Source organism: Streptomyces sp. NPDC059037, from assembly GCF_042740015.1.
In the GTDB taxonomy this organism is placed as follows: Bacteria; Actinomycetota; Actinomycetes; order Streptomycetales; family Streptomycetaceae; genus Streptomyces.
The window spans coordinates 11,804-26,912 of sequence record NZ_JBHYIG010000123.1; the positions used below are offsets into that span (position 1 = coordinate 11,804).

Genomic DNA, 15,109 nt, shown 5'->3' on the forward strand with positions numbered 1-15,109 from the left:
GCCCCCCCCCGGCCCCCCCGCGGGCGCCCCCCACCACCCCCGGCGGGTCGCCCCCCCCCGGCCCGCACCCCCCCGCCCCCCCGCCCCCCCCCCGCCGGCCGCCCACGGCCAGCTGCGAGAGCCGGTCCATCCGGCGCCGCTGCTTGGGCGTACCGGCCGCCGACCGGTCGAACTCGGCGCGCGCCACCCGCAGTCCGTCCTCGACGGCGCCCGGCCGGTCACCCGCACGGAACGCCTCCCAGAGGGCATCGACCCCTTCGCCCGCCGCCGAGAGGGCGCTGAAGCCGGTGACCACCACGTCGTCGGCGGGCGGAAGCACCGGAGTGCCCGCCGTGGCGCCCGGACGCCGGAAGGCGACCGAGGCATTGGCGCCGGCGAAGGCGAAGTTGTTGGAAAGCGCCGCGTCCAGGGCCATCACCCGTCCGCTGTCCGGCACGGCGTCGAGCCCGCACTGCGGGTCGACCTCGCCGAACGATGCGGTGGGCGGGGCGATCTGGTCCCGCAGCGCCATGATCGTGACGATGCCCTCCACCGCGCCCGCGGCGCCGAGCAGATGGCCGACCATCGACTTCGTGCTGCTCAGCGCGGTCTTCTCGGCGGCCTCGCCCAGCGCGGCGCGGACCGCATTGCTCTCGGCCGAGTCGTTCTTCGGGGTGCCGGTGCCGTGCCCGTTGATGTACCGCACGTCGTCCGGCGCCAGGGCGGATGTGGCCAGCGCCTGCCGGATGGCACGGGCGGCGCCCGCGCCCTCGGGGTGCGGAGCCGTCACGTGGTAGCCGTCCGCCGAGAGTCCGTAGCCGAGCACCTCGGCGATGACCGGGACGCCGGCGCGGCGCGCCACCTCGTCGGTCACCAGGACGAACATTCCGCTGCCCTCGCCGAGCGAGAGCCCGGAGCGGTCCTTGGAGTAGGGCGCCGCCGGTTCCGGCGACAGCGACTCCAGGCTGCTGAAGCCGGCGAACGCGGTCTCGGTGAACGCGTCGCTGCCGCCCACCAGCATCGCGTCCGCACGCCCGGACCGCAGGATCTCCAGGGCGTGGCCGATGGCGTGCGCGCTGGACGCGCAGGCGGTGTTCACCGAGAGCACCGGGCCGCGCAGGCCGTGCGCCGCGCTCAGCGTCTCCGCCGCGGCCTGCGGCGGCACGAGGGTGTAGCGCTGCCAGTCGGGAGTCTGCCCCGACTCCTCGTCGCGCAGGATCAGTTCGGCGCTGCGCCAGCCGCCGTTGCAGGTGCCGTACGCGACGCCCCAGCGCTCGGCGGGGACGTCCCGGCCGACCACGAGGCCGGACGCGGCCATCGCCTCGGCGGCCGCGACGAGGGCGAAGTCGATCGACGGCTCGCGGTCCTTGCCGTCGGGGCTTGCGGATCCGTAGCGGTGGGCGGGTTCGGGGGCGTCGGTCACCTCACCGCCGATCCGGGTCTGGTAGCCGTCCATGGGCAGTGCGCGCACGGGCCCGATCGCGACATGTCCGGCGCGGACGCCCTCCCACAGCGCCTGCGCGGTGCCGCCCTGCGACGTGATGGCACCTACACCGACGACCATCACGGGAACGACGTCTTCAGGAACGTCATTCATGTATCTGTCCTTTCCGAGGTGCTGGGGCAGTGCGGGGGTCGGGCCCGGGGATCACCGGCTCACCGGCCGGGCTGGGTGAAGGCGAGCGCCACGGCCTGGCCCTCCAGGCCACGGGCGAGCGCCAGCGCGTGGGCGGGTGCCAGGTCGCGGGCGCTGCCATGGACGAAGTCCAGGTCGCACGCGGGGTCGAGGTCGGTGAGGTTCACCGTCGCGGGGACGGCGCCATGGTGCAGGGACAGGGCGGCGACGGTGGCGTTCAACGCCCCCGCACCGCCGATCAGATGGCCTGTCTGGGGCTTCACGGTGCTGATCGGTACGGAACGCGCCGCCTCGCCCAGAGCGGTGTGCAGCGCGGCGGTCTCGCTGACGTCCCCGCTGCGGGTGGCCGAGCCGTGCGATGCCACATAGCCGAGCTCGGACGGGTCGATGCGGGCGTCGTCGAGGGCGCGCCGCACCGCGCGGGCCAGGCCGCGGCCCTCGGGGTGCGGGGTCGGCGGGGTGCCGGCCTCGTGACCGGAGCCGAAGCCGCTCACCTCGGCGTAGATGCGGGCGCCGCGGCGCAGCGCGGACTCCTTCTCCTCCAGGACCAGGAGCGCCGCGCCCTCGCCGAGCACCGCACCGCTGCGGCTGCGGTCGTAGGGACGGAACGCCGTGTCGCCGAGGTCGTTGCGGGTGGTCAGGACGCCGACCCGGTCCAGCTTCGACATCTGCCACCAGCTGGTGGCGTCCTCGTAGCCGCCCGCGACGGCCATCTGGGCGTCGCCGCGCCGGATCGCGCGCATCGCCGCTCCGATGGCGACGGCGCCCGAGTCGGCCGTACCGGCGAAGAAGGCGTTGGGGCCGCGGATGCCGAAGGTCTGCGAGACATGGAAGACGGCGCCCGGCTGCAGGCCCTCGACGAAGAACAGGGGCGCCATGACGCTGCCCCCGTGCTCGCCGAGCTTGCGCATGTCCCCGGTGCCGTCCTCCTTGCGTACGGACCCGAGCGCGCCGATGAGATCTTCGAGCCGCCCGATCTCCTTGTTGCTGCCGAGGAACAGGCCGGTCGTGCCGCCCAGTTCACCGTCCGACGTGTCCACGCCGGCGTCGGCGAGGGCGAGCCGCGCCGCCGCGAGGGCCAGCGCGTCGCCCCGGTTCAGGGTGCGCTGCTGGCGCCGGGTGGCGAAGCGCGCGACGTCGAAGTCGCCGATCTCCGCGCCGATGCGGGTCTGCAGCGGCGAGGGGTCGTAGGCGCTGATCGGCCCGACGCCGGAGCGGCCCTCGACCATCGCCTTCCAGTTGGCGTCCGGGCCCTCGCCCAGCGCCGTGAGCAGCCCGATGCCGCTCACCACGACCTGGCGTTCGGTGCCGGTCATCGGTCCTCCTCCGGATGGACGGCGGCCGTGGACGGCGCGCGCGGGACGAGGATCAACTTCCGTACGTCGGCGACGAGTTGATCCTTGACGGTGATGGCGACCTTGAACTGCACGGCGTCGTCGTCCGCGCCCGTGACCTCGGCCCGGACGCGCACCTGGTCGCCGGGGAGCACCGGATGCTTCCAGCGCGCCCGCACGGCCGACCGCAGCCGCCAGCCGCCGACGCTGGGCGGGCAGGCGAGGGCGGCCACTTCCTCGGCGGTCCCGAGCAGCATCACGCCGGGCAGGATGGGCTGACGCGGGAAGTGCGTGGCGAAGAACGGCAAGGTGCCCGGGATGTTCCGGGTCGCCGCGGCGTGCACGCCCGTCACCGCGTCGATGTCAAGCAGATGGGCGGGCGGCGCCGGAGCGTACCGGTCCATGGCGGGGGCGGCCGGGGCCGCGGTGGTCGGCGTCATGACGGCTGCTCCTCGTGACTCCCGGTGATCAGGGTGATGTTGGTGCGGCCGAAGGCGAAGGTGTTGATCGCGGCGGCGGACACCGGACCGGCGTGCGCCGGATCGGACGGGGCCGCGGCGGGGCCGGGCGGCGCCGCGGTGGTCGGCGTCATGACGGCTGCTCCTCGTAACTCCCCACGACCAGTGCGACGTTGGTGCCCCCGAAGGCGAAGGCGTTGATCACGGCGTGCGACACATCGGCGCTGCGCGCGGTGTTCGGTACGTAGTCGAGGCCGAGCCGGCGGTCCGGCGTGTCCAGGTTGAGCGTCGGCGGCACCAGCGAGTTGCGGATCGCGCCGACCGCGGCGAGCAGGCTCAACGCCGCGCCCGCGGAGGTGAGATGGCCCGCCATCGACTTGGGCGAACTGATCATCAGCCGCTCGGCGTGGTCGCCGAAGACCTTCTTCAGGGCCACCGTCTCCGACTGGTCGTTGCCTTCGGTGCTCGTGCCGTGGGCGACGACGTAGTCGACCGACTCCGGCGCGATGGCCGCGTCGCTGATGGCCGCCTCCATCGCCTGGATGGCGCCGGTGCCGTCCGGCGGGGAGTCCGTCACCCGCCAGGCGTTGAGCGTCGATCCGTACCCGAGTACCTCCGCGAGGATGGTCGCGCCGCGGTCGCGGGCGGCCTGAAGCTCCTCCAGGGCGAACACCACGGCGCCCTCGCCGAGCACAAAGCCCGAACGGTCGGCGTCGAAGGGGCGGCTCGCCCGCTGCGGGTCGTCGTTGAACTCCTGGGTGAGCGCGCCGAGCAGGCTGAAGCCGAGGACGTCCATCCAGGTCGTCAGCGAGTCGTAGCCGCCCGCGAGCATCAGCGTCGCGTCGCCCTCCTGCACGGCGCGGAACGCCTCGCCGATCGCGTGGGCGGATCCCGAACAGGCCGTGCTGATCCCGTACATGGGTCCTGTCGCGTCCATCAGGCGGGCCATCGCGGCCGCCGGGATGTTCTGGTTGTAGGCGAGGGTGTCGCCGGGCGCGTAGGGGATGAACGCGTCGTCGCGGCCGGTGGTGCGGCGCAGCTCGCCGATGTCCAGCATCCACTGCAGATCGGGCCGGCCCACGCTGGCGCCCATCGCCACGCCGACGTCGTCGCCGTCGTAACTCCCCTTCTCCAGACCCGCGTCGGCCAGCGCCTCGTACGCGGCCGCCAGACCGAACTCGCCCGGCCGTGACAGATGCCGCAGCCCCACTTTCCGCGGGACCCGGTCCTTCAGCCGGAAGTCCTTGACCTGGCCCGCGATGCGCACCGGGAAGCCGGTGGCGTCGAAGGTGGTCAGCTCGCCGACGCCGCTGCGTCCGCTCGCGAGCCCCTCCCAGGTGGTGGGGGCGTCGTTGCCGAGCGGAGTGACCGCACCGACACCGGTGATCACCACGCGCTTCACCGCAGTGCCTCCTGTCCGAGGAGCTGGCGGCCCATGCGCTCGGTGTCCGCCGGGTCTTCGAGGCGGTCGGCGTCGATCAGCGCGCACATCAGACCGTCGACCTCCAGGACGGTGCGCCCGTCGACCCGCACGGTGCCGTCGAGCACGGCCGCGGTGTCGGACGTCGACCGGATCCGTACCTCCAGGTCGAGCGCGTCGCCGGGCACCGCGTCGCCGTGCCAGGTGGCCTCGGTCACGGTCGCGAGAGCGGCCCGCTTGCGGTAGCCGGAGCTGAGCAGGAACAGCCAGGTGCCGGCCTGCGCCAGCGCTTCAAGGACGAGATTGCCGGGCATCACAGGGCCCGCGGGCGTCTGCTTCCAGTACGTCTCGTCGGGCGAGGTGACCTTGCGGCCGGTCAGCCGGACATCCGGCTCCCAGTCGCTGATCCGGTCGATCAAATGGAATCGCATCGTCGCTCTCCTAGTCAGGGGTCGGCGCAGGGCCCGCGCTCACGCCCGGCCGAGGCCGAGCTGGGCAGACCAGCCGCCGTCTACGTGGAGCAGCTCGCCGGTGATGTACGAGGACTCCTCGCCGGCCAGGAAGGCGACCGCGGCCGATATCTGCTCCACGGTGGCCAGATCGCGCAGCGGCACCTGCCGTTTGATGCCGCGCCCGTTGTCCTTGTCGAGCAGCCCGCCGAGCAATTCGGTGGGCGCGAACCCGGCGAGCACCGCGTTGACGCGTACGCCGAAGCGCGCGAACTCCACGGACGCGGCCCGGGTGAAGGAGTTGACCGCGCCCTTGGACGCGGCGTACGCGGACTGGCCCATCCAGCCGCGCACCCCGGCGATCGACGACAGACTGACGATGCTGCCGTCGCGCTGGGCCATGAAGTGCCCGGCCACCGCACGGGTGCAGTGGTAGACGCTGCCCACGTTGACGTTGAGCACCCGCCACCAGGCGTCGGGGTCCTGGTCGTACACGAGACCGTCGCCCGCCACACCCGCGTTGTTGATCAGGACGTGCAGCCCGCCCAGCTCTTCGAGCGTCCGGGCGACGAGCTGCTCGGCCTCCTTGGGGTCCGAGACGTCCGCCTGGACGGCGACGGCGCGCCCTCCCGCGGCCGTGATCTGGTCCACCACCTCGGCCGCCTCCGCCTCCCGGGCGCGGTAGTTGACCGCGACGGCGGCCCCCTCGGCGGCAAGCCGGATCGCGATGGACCGTCCGATGCCCCGGGAGCCCCCGGTGACCAGGGCGGTCCGGCCCTCAAACGTCATCTCTCCTCTTCTCCTTCTGCCTGGTCTGCCTGGTCCGCCGGTTCCGTCTGTTCCGCGTGGCACACCAGGACGGCGTGTGCGACGGCGAGCCCGGCGTTGTGGGTGAGCGAGACCTCGATGTGGTGGAGGCCGAGCTGCTGCGCCACGGCATCCACCTCGCCGTAGAGCCGCACCCGGGGCCGTCCGCCGCGCTCGTTGAGGATCTCGATGTCGGTCCACTCCATCCGTGGACCCATCCCGGTGCCGAGCGACTTGAGCACGGCTTCCTTGGCGGCCCAGCGGGCCGCCAGATGCTCGCCGGCCCGCCGTCGGCGGTGGCAGTACGCCAGCTCCCGGGCGGTGAACACGGTCTCTTTGAGGCCGGGTTGGGAGAGCATCAGTTCCTCGACACGCTCCACCTCGGCAAGGTCCGTACCGATCCGGACCCTCGGCAGGGCGGGGCGGCCCATGGACCGCCCCGCCCGCTGCTCAGGCAGCGGAGACGGCGAGGGAGGCACGCTCGCTCACCAGATCCGTCAGGTTGCCCACGGTGAAAAGGGTGAGCACCTCGTCGGCGGTGAGCTTCCCCCGCAGCTCCTCGACGTCGATCTGCGGCAGGGACCGCTTCAGCTGGGCCAGGCCGGTCTCGTTGATGATGTCGTCCTCGTCGGCGAACTCCTCGTCGGGGATGCCGCCCTGGAGCAGCTCGGAGATGTCCGCGACCTTGATCTTCACGTCGGAGGCGCGCTCGATGCGGAAGAGGATGTCGAGCAGGTCTATCGATTCGGCGTCGAGGTCGCCCAGCAGGGTGGCTTCCGGGACGACCTCCTCGACGTCGAGACCCAGCGCTTCGGCGACGGCATCGCGCACGATGATGCTCAGATCCTGTCCGTTGTACGGCATGTGTGGTGCCTTCCCTTGTCGTGTGCTCGCGGATTTCGCGGTGTGATTTCTCGGTGTGATTTCTCGGTGTGGCTTCTCTGTGTGGCTCTTCTGTGGGGGTCAGGCCGGCTGCAGAGCGGAGTGCAGGGCTGTCAGCCGCCGGGGGTCTCCGGTGGAGCGGGTGGAGGCCTCGGTGAGGGTGCGCCGGGCGAGCCCGCTGAGGACCCGGCCCGGACCGATCTCGGTGAACGCGGTCACGGGGTGCTCCGCCGCCCGCCGCAGCACCTCGACCCACCGCACGGGCCGGGTGATCTGCAGCGAGAGCAGCTCGCGCGCCTGCTCGCCGCCGTGCACGTAGTCACCGGTGACGGAGCTGATCAGCGGAAGCCGCGGATCTGCGAAGTCGTGCAGCGCGAGTTCCGCGGTGAACTCCTCCTGTACGCCGCTCATCAGGGAGCAGTGGAAGGGCGCGCTGACATCGAGGCGCACCACGCGCTCCGCGCCGGCGGCGAGCGCCACCCGTCCCGCCTCGTCGACGGCCTCGGTCTCGCCCGACATCACCGTCTGCAGGGGCTCGTTCCAGTTGGCGACCTCGACGACCCCGACGACCGACGCCGCCTGGCAGGCCGCGCTGACGCCGTCGGCCGGGATCCCCATGACCGCGGCCATCGCGCCGGGCACCTGGGCGGCCGCCTGGGCCATCAGCTGCCCGCGCAACTGGACCAGGACGAGGGCGGATTCGTAACTGAGGACGCCGGCCGCGACCAGCGCCGGATACTCGCCAAGGCTGTGCCCGGCGACCGCTCCCGGCTGGTAGCCGGCGTCGCGCAGGATCTGCCACACGGCGAGGCTGGTCGCGGTGATCGCGGGCTGCGCGACCTCGGTGGCGGCGAGCTGGGAGCGGTCGCCGTCCGTGCAGATGTGGGAGAGCGGGATCCCCAGGACGTCGTCGGCCCGGTCGAAGAGCTCCCGGGCCACCGGGTACTCGCCCAGGAGGTACTGCGCCATGCCCGGACGCTGGGACCCCTGGCCGGGGAACATGCCCAGGCATCCGGTCAGCGCGGTCCGGCTGCTCTCGCCGGTCATCGGCGGTCCTTTCCGTTCGGTCCGTTCGGATGTGCGGTCCTGGACACGGACTCCCAGCCGGCCGCGTACGCCATCACGGCCGCGGACGCGGGACGGTGCCAGGGCGTGCGGCCCGACCAGCGGCCGTCCGGGCGCCGCGGTGCGGGACCGGACTCCTGGGCGGCGCACTGGGCGCGCCGGACCGCGGCGAGCACGGTGAGGACGGCGGCGAGTTCCTCGGGCGTCGGGGCGCCGCGCACCACCGAGAACCCGGTCGTCGGGGCGCTCACAGCGGCTCGTTCCCGTGCTTGCGTACGGGCTGGACGGGCCGCTTGGAGCGCAGCATCTCCAGGGACTTGATGAGCACCCTGCGGGTGTCGGCGGGGTCGATGACGTCGTCGACATGGCCGCGCCGGGCCGCGACATAGGGGTTGAGGAGCTGGTCGGTGTAGTCGGCGACGAGCGTCTCGCGCAGCGCCTGAGGCTCCGGTGACGCCTTGAGCTGCTTGCGGAAGATGATGTTGGCGGCGCCGTCGGCGCCCATCACGGCCGTCTGGTTGGAGGGCCAGGCGAAGGACAGGTCCGCCCCGATCGACTTGGAGTCCATCACGATGTACGCCCCGCCGAACGCCTTGCGCATGATGATCTGCACCCGAGGCACCGTCGCCTCGCAGTACGCGTAAAGGAGCTTGGCGCCGCGCCGGATGATCGCGTTGTGCTCCTGCTCGGTGCCCGGCATGAACCCCGGCACGTCCACCAGGGTGACCAGGGGGATGCCGAAGGCGTCGCAGGTGCGGACGAAACGGGCGGCCTTCTCGGAGGAATCGATGTCGAGCACCCCGGCAAGGACCGCGGGCTGATTGCCGACGATGCCGACGGGGTTGCCGTCGAGGCGGGCCAGGGCGCAGACGATGTTGGGCGCCCAGCTCTCCTGGATCTCCAGGAAGTCGCCGTCGTCGACGATCTCGCCGATCACCGACCGGATGTCGTAGGGCGTGCGGTCGTCCACCGGGACCAGCTTGAGGAGCTCCTCGCAGCTGCGGTCGGGGTCGTCGAACGGCTCGGTGGAGGGCGGGAGTTCATGGTTGTTCGCGGGCAGGTACGAGAGCAGCTCCCGTACCGAATCGAAGCAGGTCTCCTCGTCGGGGGAGACGAAGCTGGCCACACCGGTGCGCCCGCCGTGGGTCCGGCTGCCGCCGAGTTCCTCGTGGCTGACCTTCTCGCCGGTCACCGCCTGCACCACGTCGGGTCCGGTGATGAACATGTTGGCCATGCCCTCGACCATGAACGTGAAGTCGGTCAGCGCCGGCGAGTAGACCGCGCCGCCCGCGCAGGAGCCCAGGATCACGCTGATCTGCGGGACCACGCCGGAGGAGCGGACGTTGCGGGCGAAGAGCCTGCCGAATCCCGCGAGGGCGTCGATGCCCTCCTGGATGCGGGCCCCGCCACCGTCGTTGAGGCCGACGACCGGGGCTCCCACGGAGTCCGCGAAGTCGAGGAGCTGGTGGATCTTGCCGGCGAAGGCCGCGCCGAGCGCGCCGCCGCGGACCCGGGCGTCATGGGCGAAGACGAAGACCTTGCGGCCCTCGATCTCGCCCCAGCCGGTGACTACGCCGTCGCCCGCCGGGTGCGAGTCCTCCATGCCGAAGCCGGACGCGCGGTGCTCCGCGAAGACTCCCAGTTCGGTGAACGTCCCCGGGTCCAGGAGCTGTTCGATGCGCTGGCGGGCGAGGAGCTTGCCCTTGGCGAGGTGCCGCCGTTCCGCGTCCGGGTCGCTGCCGAAGTGGGCGGCGGCACGGCGGGCGTGCAGCTCCTCCGTGAGCGAGGCCATGGTCGCGGCCACCGGCGGAACCTCGACCGCCGTCTCCGCGGCCAATTCCGCCAGGTCGGGCAGCACGTCCTGGCGCGCAGGTGATGGAGCCATCGTGGTCCCTCTCCGTCGGTTCTTCTCTCGACGTCGACTCTCGGACACCCGAGTGGTCGGAAACCTGGAACCGTTCTTGAGGAACACTGGATTGCCTGGTGAGGGCCCGCAGTAGCGCCCCGAAGGGGCGCGGGGCTGTGACATGTGCGGCTCCGCCGCGTGGGCGCGACCAGCTCCACTGCGGGTCGGCAGCGCCCCGAAGGGGCGCGGGGAACTGCGCGACCAGCCACGACGGACCCGCGGACGAGTACCGCACTTCCCGCGGAGCCCTAGTGCGCCGCCGGATCCGCCCGCAGGCTCAAGGCATAGATCCTCTGCAGGTCCTGAAGCCGGTAACGGGTGCGGTCCCCCGCCAGGCCGCCCTCGGCGACATGCAGCAGGTTCGCCTCGACCAGCTGCTCGCAGGCCTCCTCCACCACGGCGAAGTCCCTGCCGAGGACCGGGCAGGCCACCGAGGCGTCGAACTCCGCCACCGGCAGCTCGGCCAGGCTCCGCAGCACCTCACGGGTGTCGCTGGGCAGCGAGTTGTACGAGGTGGTGAGGCTGGCCCGCACATCCAGCGAGCCGTGGGCCAGCTCGTCCAGGCGCCGTGACTCGTCCCGCATCCGCTCCACGAACCCCGCAAGGGTCCAGTGCGGGCGGGACGTCAGACGCGCGGCGGCGGCCCGGATCGCCAGCGGCAGCCTGCCGCAGAGCCTGACCAGCTCCTTGGCGAACTCCGGCTCGGCCCCGGTACGTTCGGCCCCGATGATCTTCTCCAGGAGCTGTCCACCCTCCGCCATGGACAGCTCCCGCAGTGGCACCACCGTCGCTCCCAGCGGCTGGCCGAGCCGCTGTCTGCTGGTCACGAGGACCGCACAGTCCGGTGCGCCGGGCAGCAGCGGCTGCGCCTGGGCGTCGTCGGCCGCGTCGTCCAGGATGACCAGGGCGCGCCGCCCGGCGAGACGGGAACGGTAGAGCTCGACCCGCTCGTCCAGGTCGTCCGGAATCCGCTCGCGCTCCAGGCCGAGGGCCCGCAGCAGCCGCCCCAGCACCGCGAACGGGTCGGCGGGATGCAGGCCGCTGCCCCGCAGCCCGGCGAAGAGCTGCCCGCCGGGGAAGGCCGCCGAGAGGCGGTGCGCCACATGCACCGCCAGGGTGGTCTTGCCCGTACCGCCGCCGCCGACGATGAGCAGGGAGTGCGGCAGGGGAGTGGACTCGGCGCTCAGCAGCCGCTGGGCCAGGGCGAGTTCGCGTCTGCGTCCGGTGAAATCGGGGATGTCCATCGGCAGCATCCGGGGGGTCGTGCCGCCCCTGTCCTCGGACGCGGTGAGCAGCGGCTGTTCCCCCGCCGTCTGCGGTGCCTCCACCGGCTCGCCCCGCAGGATCGCCTCGTACAGATCCTGGACGCGCTGGGAGGGATCGGCGCCCAGCTCTTCGGCGATCAGCCGGCGCAGCTCCTGGTAGTACTCCAGGGCTCCCACGCTGCGCCCGTCCAGATGCAGCGCGCGCATCAGCCGTTCGCCGAGCTGTTCCGCCAGCGGGTCGGCGAGCAGCGCCGTACGCAGTTCCGGCAGCACCCCCGCGGGGCGGCCCAAGTACATCTCGGTGTCGGCGAGTTGGGCCAGCGCCTCGTGGTGCAGCTGGCGCAGGTTCTGCCGTACGCCGGTGGCCCACTCGCTGTGCAGATCGGACAGCGGGTCGCCGTGCCAGGCGGCGAGCGCCTGCCGGAGCAGGGCGCTGCGGCGCGACGCGCTGAGCGTCGGATGGCGTGCCTCGGCGAGCAGCCTGCGGAACCGCACCAGGTCCACCTGCCCGGGGTCGGTCTCCACGCGGTAGCCGCCGGGCAGCCGGATCAGCCGGACGGGCTCGGAGCGGCTGCCCTGCTGCTGTGCGAGGGCCCTGCGGAGGCGGGTGATGTAGGTGTGCACGACATTGCGTACGCCCGTCGGCGGAGCGTCCCCCCAGACCCTGTTGACCAGGGACTCCAGCGGTACCGGGCGTTCGGGTTCGATCAACAGGGCGCCCAGGACGCCGCGTTGGCGCGGAGGGCCGATGTCGATGCGTACGCCGTCGGCCCACAGCTCTATCGGTCCGATGATGCGGAACTCCATGGACAGAACCTCTCGACTGACGGTCGCCGTACACGCGTGCGGCACCCGTCAGTCGAACAGAGGGACATCGAGCTGGGCTCGGGCCGTGACGGACGGGCGCAAGGGGCGCGCTGGACCGCCATCTGTCCCATAACCCCCTTGACCGGAAGTGTGTCCGGCCTTGAGTTGGGCGCGAGGCGTGCTCCCTAACGTCCTTGCGGCAGGCCGGATCGCCGGCCCGGATCTGGAGGACAGTGGCATGAGCAACGACCAGCACGGCGGATTCGAACTGCCCGGCACGTCCCGCCCGTTGCCCGACGAGGACCTGCGCAAGAAGCGCGAGGCCGTCGTGATCGAGCACACCATCGCCGAGGTGGCCTGGGACATCGACGGCGTCCTCGCCACCTTCCCGCGGGGCGGCGTCTACAAGATCATCCCCTTCGAGGAGGCGCCCCTCGTCGGCGAGGAGGCGATCAAGGGCTACTTCGCCGACATGCGCACCTCGTTCCCCGACCTGGACCACGACGTCTTCTCCGTCTCGCACACGGCCGACGCGATCGTCATGGAGGCGCAGATCAACGGCACCCAGGTCGCCGACTGGCGCGGCATCCCCAACAAGGGCAAGCGGATGTCGCTGCCCGTCGCGGTCTTCTTCCACTTCGACGGCGACGTCCTGCTCGACGAGACGATCTACTACGACCACGCCACCGCGATACGTCAGCTGTCCTGACGCCCCGCGAGACCCGCGGACGGAGCCTGCCGCCACCCCCTGGACCGGGGGGGGGGGGGGGGGGGCCCCCCCCCCCCCCCCCCCCCCCCCATTCGCGCGCGCCGCGACTCGACCGCCGCCGTACCGCGGCTCAAGCGGGGACGACGACACTCCTTGCTCCGACGGAAGGTGACGATCCATGTTCTCCGCTCTCGGCTCCGTTCTCCATGCCCGGCGCCGGGTCGGCCTCCTCCTGGCCGTACTCGCCGCCGTACTCGCGGCGGTGCTCGGCGGCACGGTGCAGAGCAAGCTGACCAACGGTCTCTCCGACTACGACGACCCCACCGGGCAGCACGCCGCAGCCCGCGAAGTGATCGAGAAGGCCACCGGGATCGATCCGCAGCAGGGCTATGCCCTCGTGGTGCGGACGGACGGCCGGATCGCCCCCGAGGGCGAGCGGCCCCGCGCGGTCGCCGCGGCGGTCGAACTGCTCGACGACCGCCCCGAGGTCAAGCAGGTCATCGACTACAAGAGCGCGGGCGACCCCGCGCTGATCTCCAAGGACTCCCGGTCGACCGTGCTCGTGGGCGCCCTGCGCCCCATGACGGAGGCCGAGTCGAAGACCGCGGAGAAGGAGCTGCAGGACGCCGTCGACGCCGATCCGGCGCTGCGCGGCCGGGTCGACCTCGGCGGCTCCACGATCAGCATGGTCCAGGTCGGCGAGGTGACCACCAAGGACCTCTCGATGGCCGAGGGGCTCGCCCTGCCGGTCATCCTCGTGCTGCTGTTCTTCATCTTCCGCGGCGGTGTCGCCGCCCTGGTGCCGGTCGTCGGCGCCGTCTTCACCCTGCTGTTCACCATGGCGGGACTGCGGACCGTCATGTTCTTCGACGACGTCTCCACCGGCGCCCTCAACCTGGCCTTCGCCCTCGCCCTGGGCCTCGCGGTCGACTTCGGTCTGCTGATCGTCTCCCGCTACCGCGACGAGCTGGACGTGCACCCACAAGGCGCCCTCGCGCTGCGGCGCACCATGGCGACCGCGGGCCGGACCGTGCTGTTCAGCGGGCTCACCGTCGCCGCGGCGCTGGCCGCGCTCCTGGTGTTCCCGCAGCCGTACGTACGCTCCATGGGCTACGCGGGCGTGATCACCGCGATCTCCGCCGTCGTCTTCGCCCTGCTCGGCCTGCCGGTGCTGCTCGCCCTGCTCGGCCGGCGCATCAACGCGCTCGCCCCGCGCCGCTGGCAGCGGAAGGCGACGGAAGGCGACTCCGCCGTACGCCGCTGGCGCAGGATCGCCGACGGGGTGATGCGCAGGCCCGTCGTGGTCGCCGTCGGGGCCGTCGCCATCCTGCTGTTGATCGCCTCGCCGATCCTCGGCATCCGCTTCACCGGCTCCGACGCGTCGGCGCTGCCCACCAGCATCAGCGCGGGCAAGGTCGCTCAGAGCCTGGAGAAGGACTTCGAGAAGCCCACCACGGCCCCGATGCGCATCGTGCTCGACACCGCCGAAGGCGGCGCGGCCCTGGACGAGTACGTCGGCCGGCTCAAGGACGTCGAGGGCGTCAAGGCGGTCGCCGAACCCGTCCGGCTCGACAGCGCCCACTGGGAGATCGACGCGGTGCTCGGCGGAGCGCCCATGGACACCGCGGCCAAGGACACCGCGGATCGCGTACGACAGCTGGACGCGCCCGCGCGCGCCCGCTTCACCGGCGTCACGGCGGACTTCCTCTCCCAGAAGGACGGGATCCGCGACCGGCTGCCGCTGGCGATCGGTGTGCTCGCCGTCGTGACCCTGCTGCTGCTCTTCGCCTTCACCGGCTCGCTGATCCTGCCGTTCAAGGCCCTGCTCCTGAACACCCTGTCCACCGCGGCGGCCCTCGGCTTCCTGGTGTGGGTCTTCCAGGACGGCAACCTGGGCTACGCGGCGCACAGCGGGATCGAGACCACCACGCCCGTACTCGTCTTCGCGCTGGCCTTCGGGCTCTCCACGGACTACAACGTGTTCCTGCTCGGCCGGATCAAGGAGGTCCGCGCCAAGGGAGCCGACGACCGGACCGCGATCGCCGAGGGCCTGGCCCTCACCGGCCGCACCGTCACATCGGCCGCGCTGCTCTTCTGCGTCGCGGTCGGAGCGCTGGCCTTCACCCGGCTCGTCTTCGTCCAGGAGCTGGGCCTCGGCACCGCCTTCGCCGTGCTCGCGGACGCCACCATCGTCCGGGCGCTCCTGGTGCCCGCGCTGATGGCGCTGCTCGGCAGGGCCAACTGGTGGGCTCCCGGGCCGCTGCGGAAGCTGCACCACGCGCTGCGGCTGGACCGCATGGAGGCGGCGGAGCCCGAGGCGAAGCCGCGGCCCGTCACGGAGCCGCGGGTGCCCGAGGAGCCGTCGCGGGTGTGATCCGAACATCCCTCCACC

At 72.3% G+C, this 15,109-nt stretch carries 15 protein-coding genes; 2 read left to right on the forward strand and 13 right to left on the reverse strand.

Translation table 11 applies throughout. The features are described from left to right. The 13 genes from ACFWY6_RS24315 to ACFWY6_RS24375 form a co-directional block, all read right to left on the reverse strand. A partial coding sequence (locus ACFWY6_RS24315; protein ID WP_384694029.1) for a beta-ketoacyl synthase N-terminal-like domain-containing protein occupies nucleotides 1-1,576 on the reverse strand: 1,576 nt, incomplete at its 3' end. A 59-nt stretch (nucleotides 1,577-1,635) separates the two neighbouring features. After that, nucleotides 1,636-2,931 (reverse strand): beta-ketoacyl-[acyl-carrier-protein] synthase family protein, encoded by a 1,296-nt coding sequence (locus tag ACFWY6_RS24320; protein ID WP_384694032.1) that lies wholly within the window; start codon nucleotides 2,929-2,931, stop codon nucleotides 1,636-1,638. Beyond that, nucleotides 2,928-3,389, reverse strand: a complete 462-nt coding sequence (locus ACFWY6_RS24325) for a 3-hydroxyacyl-ACP dehydratase FabZ family protein (RefSeq protein ID WP_384694035.1) — start codon at nucleotides 3,387-3,389, stop codon at nucleotides 2,928-2,930. Before ACFWY6_RS24325 ends, ACFWY6_RS24320 begins: the two co-directional genes overlap by 4 nt. After that, nucleotides 3,386-3,541 (reverse strand): hypothetical protein, encoded by a 156-nt coding sequence (locus tag ACFWY6_RS24330; protein WP_384694037.1) that lies wholly within the window; start codon nucleotides 3,539-3,541, stop codon nucleotides 3,386-3,388. The genes ACFWY6_RS24325 and ACFWY6_RS24330 overlap by 4 nt, the downstream gene beginning before the upstream one ends. Next, the gene (locus tag ACFWY6_RS24335) at nucleotides 3,538-4,809 is read right to left on the reverse strand and encodes a beta-ketoacyl-[acyl-carrier-protein] synthase family protein (protein WP_384694040.1); all 1,272 of its coding nucleotides are present in this window, start codon (nucleotides 4,807-4,809) and stop codon (nucleotides 3,538-3,540) included. Before ACFWY6_RS24335 ends, ACFWY6_RS24330 begins: the two co-directional genes overlap by 4 nt. After that, a complete protein-coding gene (locus ACFWY6_RS24340) occupies nucleotides 4,806-5,258 on the reverse strand; it encodes a 3-hydroxylacyl-ACP dehydratase (RefSeq protein WP_384694043.1) in 453 nt (150 codons plus the stop codon). Before ACFWY6_RS24340 ends, ACFWY6_RS24335 begins: the two co-directional genes overlap by 4 nt. Before the next feature lie 39 nt (nucleotides 5,259-5,297). Beyond that, complete coding sequence (locus ACFWY6_RS24345; RefSeq protein ID WP_360765628.1) at nucleotides 5,298-6,065, reverse strand: 3-oxoacyl-ACP reductase family protein; 768 nt, start codon at nucleotides 6,063-6,065, stop codon at nucleotides 5,298-5,300. Next, on the reverse strand, nucleotides 6,062-6,514 hold the full coding sequence (gene acpS / locus ACFWY6_RS24350; protein WP_384694046.1) for a holo-ACP synthase: 453 nt from the start codon (nucleotides 6,512-6,514) through the stop codon (nucleotides 6,062-6,064). The genes ACFWY6_RS24345 and acpS overlap by 4 nt, the downstream gene beginning before the upstream one ends. A 19-nt stretch (nucleotides 6,515-6,533) precedes the next feature. Further along, a complete protein-coding gene (locus tag ACFWY6_RS24355) occupies nucleotides 6,534-6,947 on the reverse strand; it encodes a phosphopantetheine-binding protein (RefSeq protein WP_360765623.1) in 414 nt (137 codons plus the stop codon). 99 nt (nucleotides 6,948-7,046) lie between these two features. Beyond that, a complete protein-coding gene (gene fabD, locus ACFWY6_RS24360) occupies nucleotides 7,047-8,012 on the reverse strand; it encodes an ACP S-malonyltransferase (protein WP_384694050.1) in 966 nt (321 codons plus the stop codon). After that, the gene (locus ACFWY6_RS24365) at nucleotides 8,009-8,281 is read right to left on the reverse strand and encodes an acyl-CoA carboxylase subunit epsilon (RefSeq protein WP_384694052.1); all 273 of its coding nucleotides are present in this window, start codon (nucleotides 8,279-8,281) and stop codon (nucleotides 8,009-8,011) included. The genes fabD and ACFWY6_RS24365 overlap by 4 nt, the downstream gene beginning before the upstream one ends. Further along, nucleotides 8,278-9,822 carry an acyl-CoA carboxylase subunit beta gene (locus tag ACFWY6_RS24370; protein ID WP_384694060.1) on the reverse strand — a complete coding sequence of 515 codons (1,545 nt, stop codon included), beginning with the start codon at nucleotides 9,820-9,822 and terminating at the stop codon, nucleotides 8,278-8,280. The genes ACFWY6_RS24365 and ACFWY6_RS24370 overlap by 4 nt, the downstream gene beginning before the upstream one ends. A 362-nt stretch (nucleotides 9,823-10,184) precedes the next feature. Then, nucleotides 10,185-12,008, reverse strand: coding sequence for a BTAD domain-containing putative transcriptional regulator (locus ACFWY6_RS24375; RefSeq protein ID WP_384694054.1), 1,824 nt, complete (start codon nucleotides 12,006-12,008; stop codon nucleotides 10,185-10,187). A gap of 238 nt (nucleotides 12,009-12,246) precedes the next feature. Between ACFWY6_RS24375 and ACFWY6_RS24380 the strand changes: the two genes are divergently transcribed. Both ACFWY6_RS24380 and ACFWY6_RS24385 read left to right on the forward strand, forming a co-directional pair. Then, nucleotides 12,247-12,717: an ester cyclase gene (locus ACFWY6_RS24380; protein WP_360765610.1), complete on the forward strand. Its 471-nt coding sequence runs from the start codon at nucleotides 12,247-12,249 to the stop codon at nucleotides 12,715-12,717. Nucleotides 12,718-12,895: 178 nt separating this feature from the next. After that, complete coding sequence (locus tag ACFWY6_RS24385; protein WP_384694057.1) at nucleotides 12,896-15,091, forward strand: MMPL family transporter; 2,196 nt, start codon at nucleotides 12,896-12,898, stop codon at nucleotides 15,089-15,091. The last annotated feature ends 18 nt before the right edge of the window (nucleotides 15,092-15,109 follow it).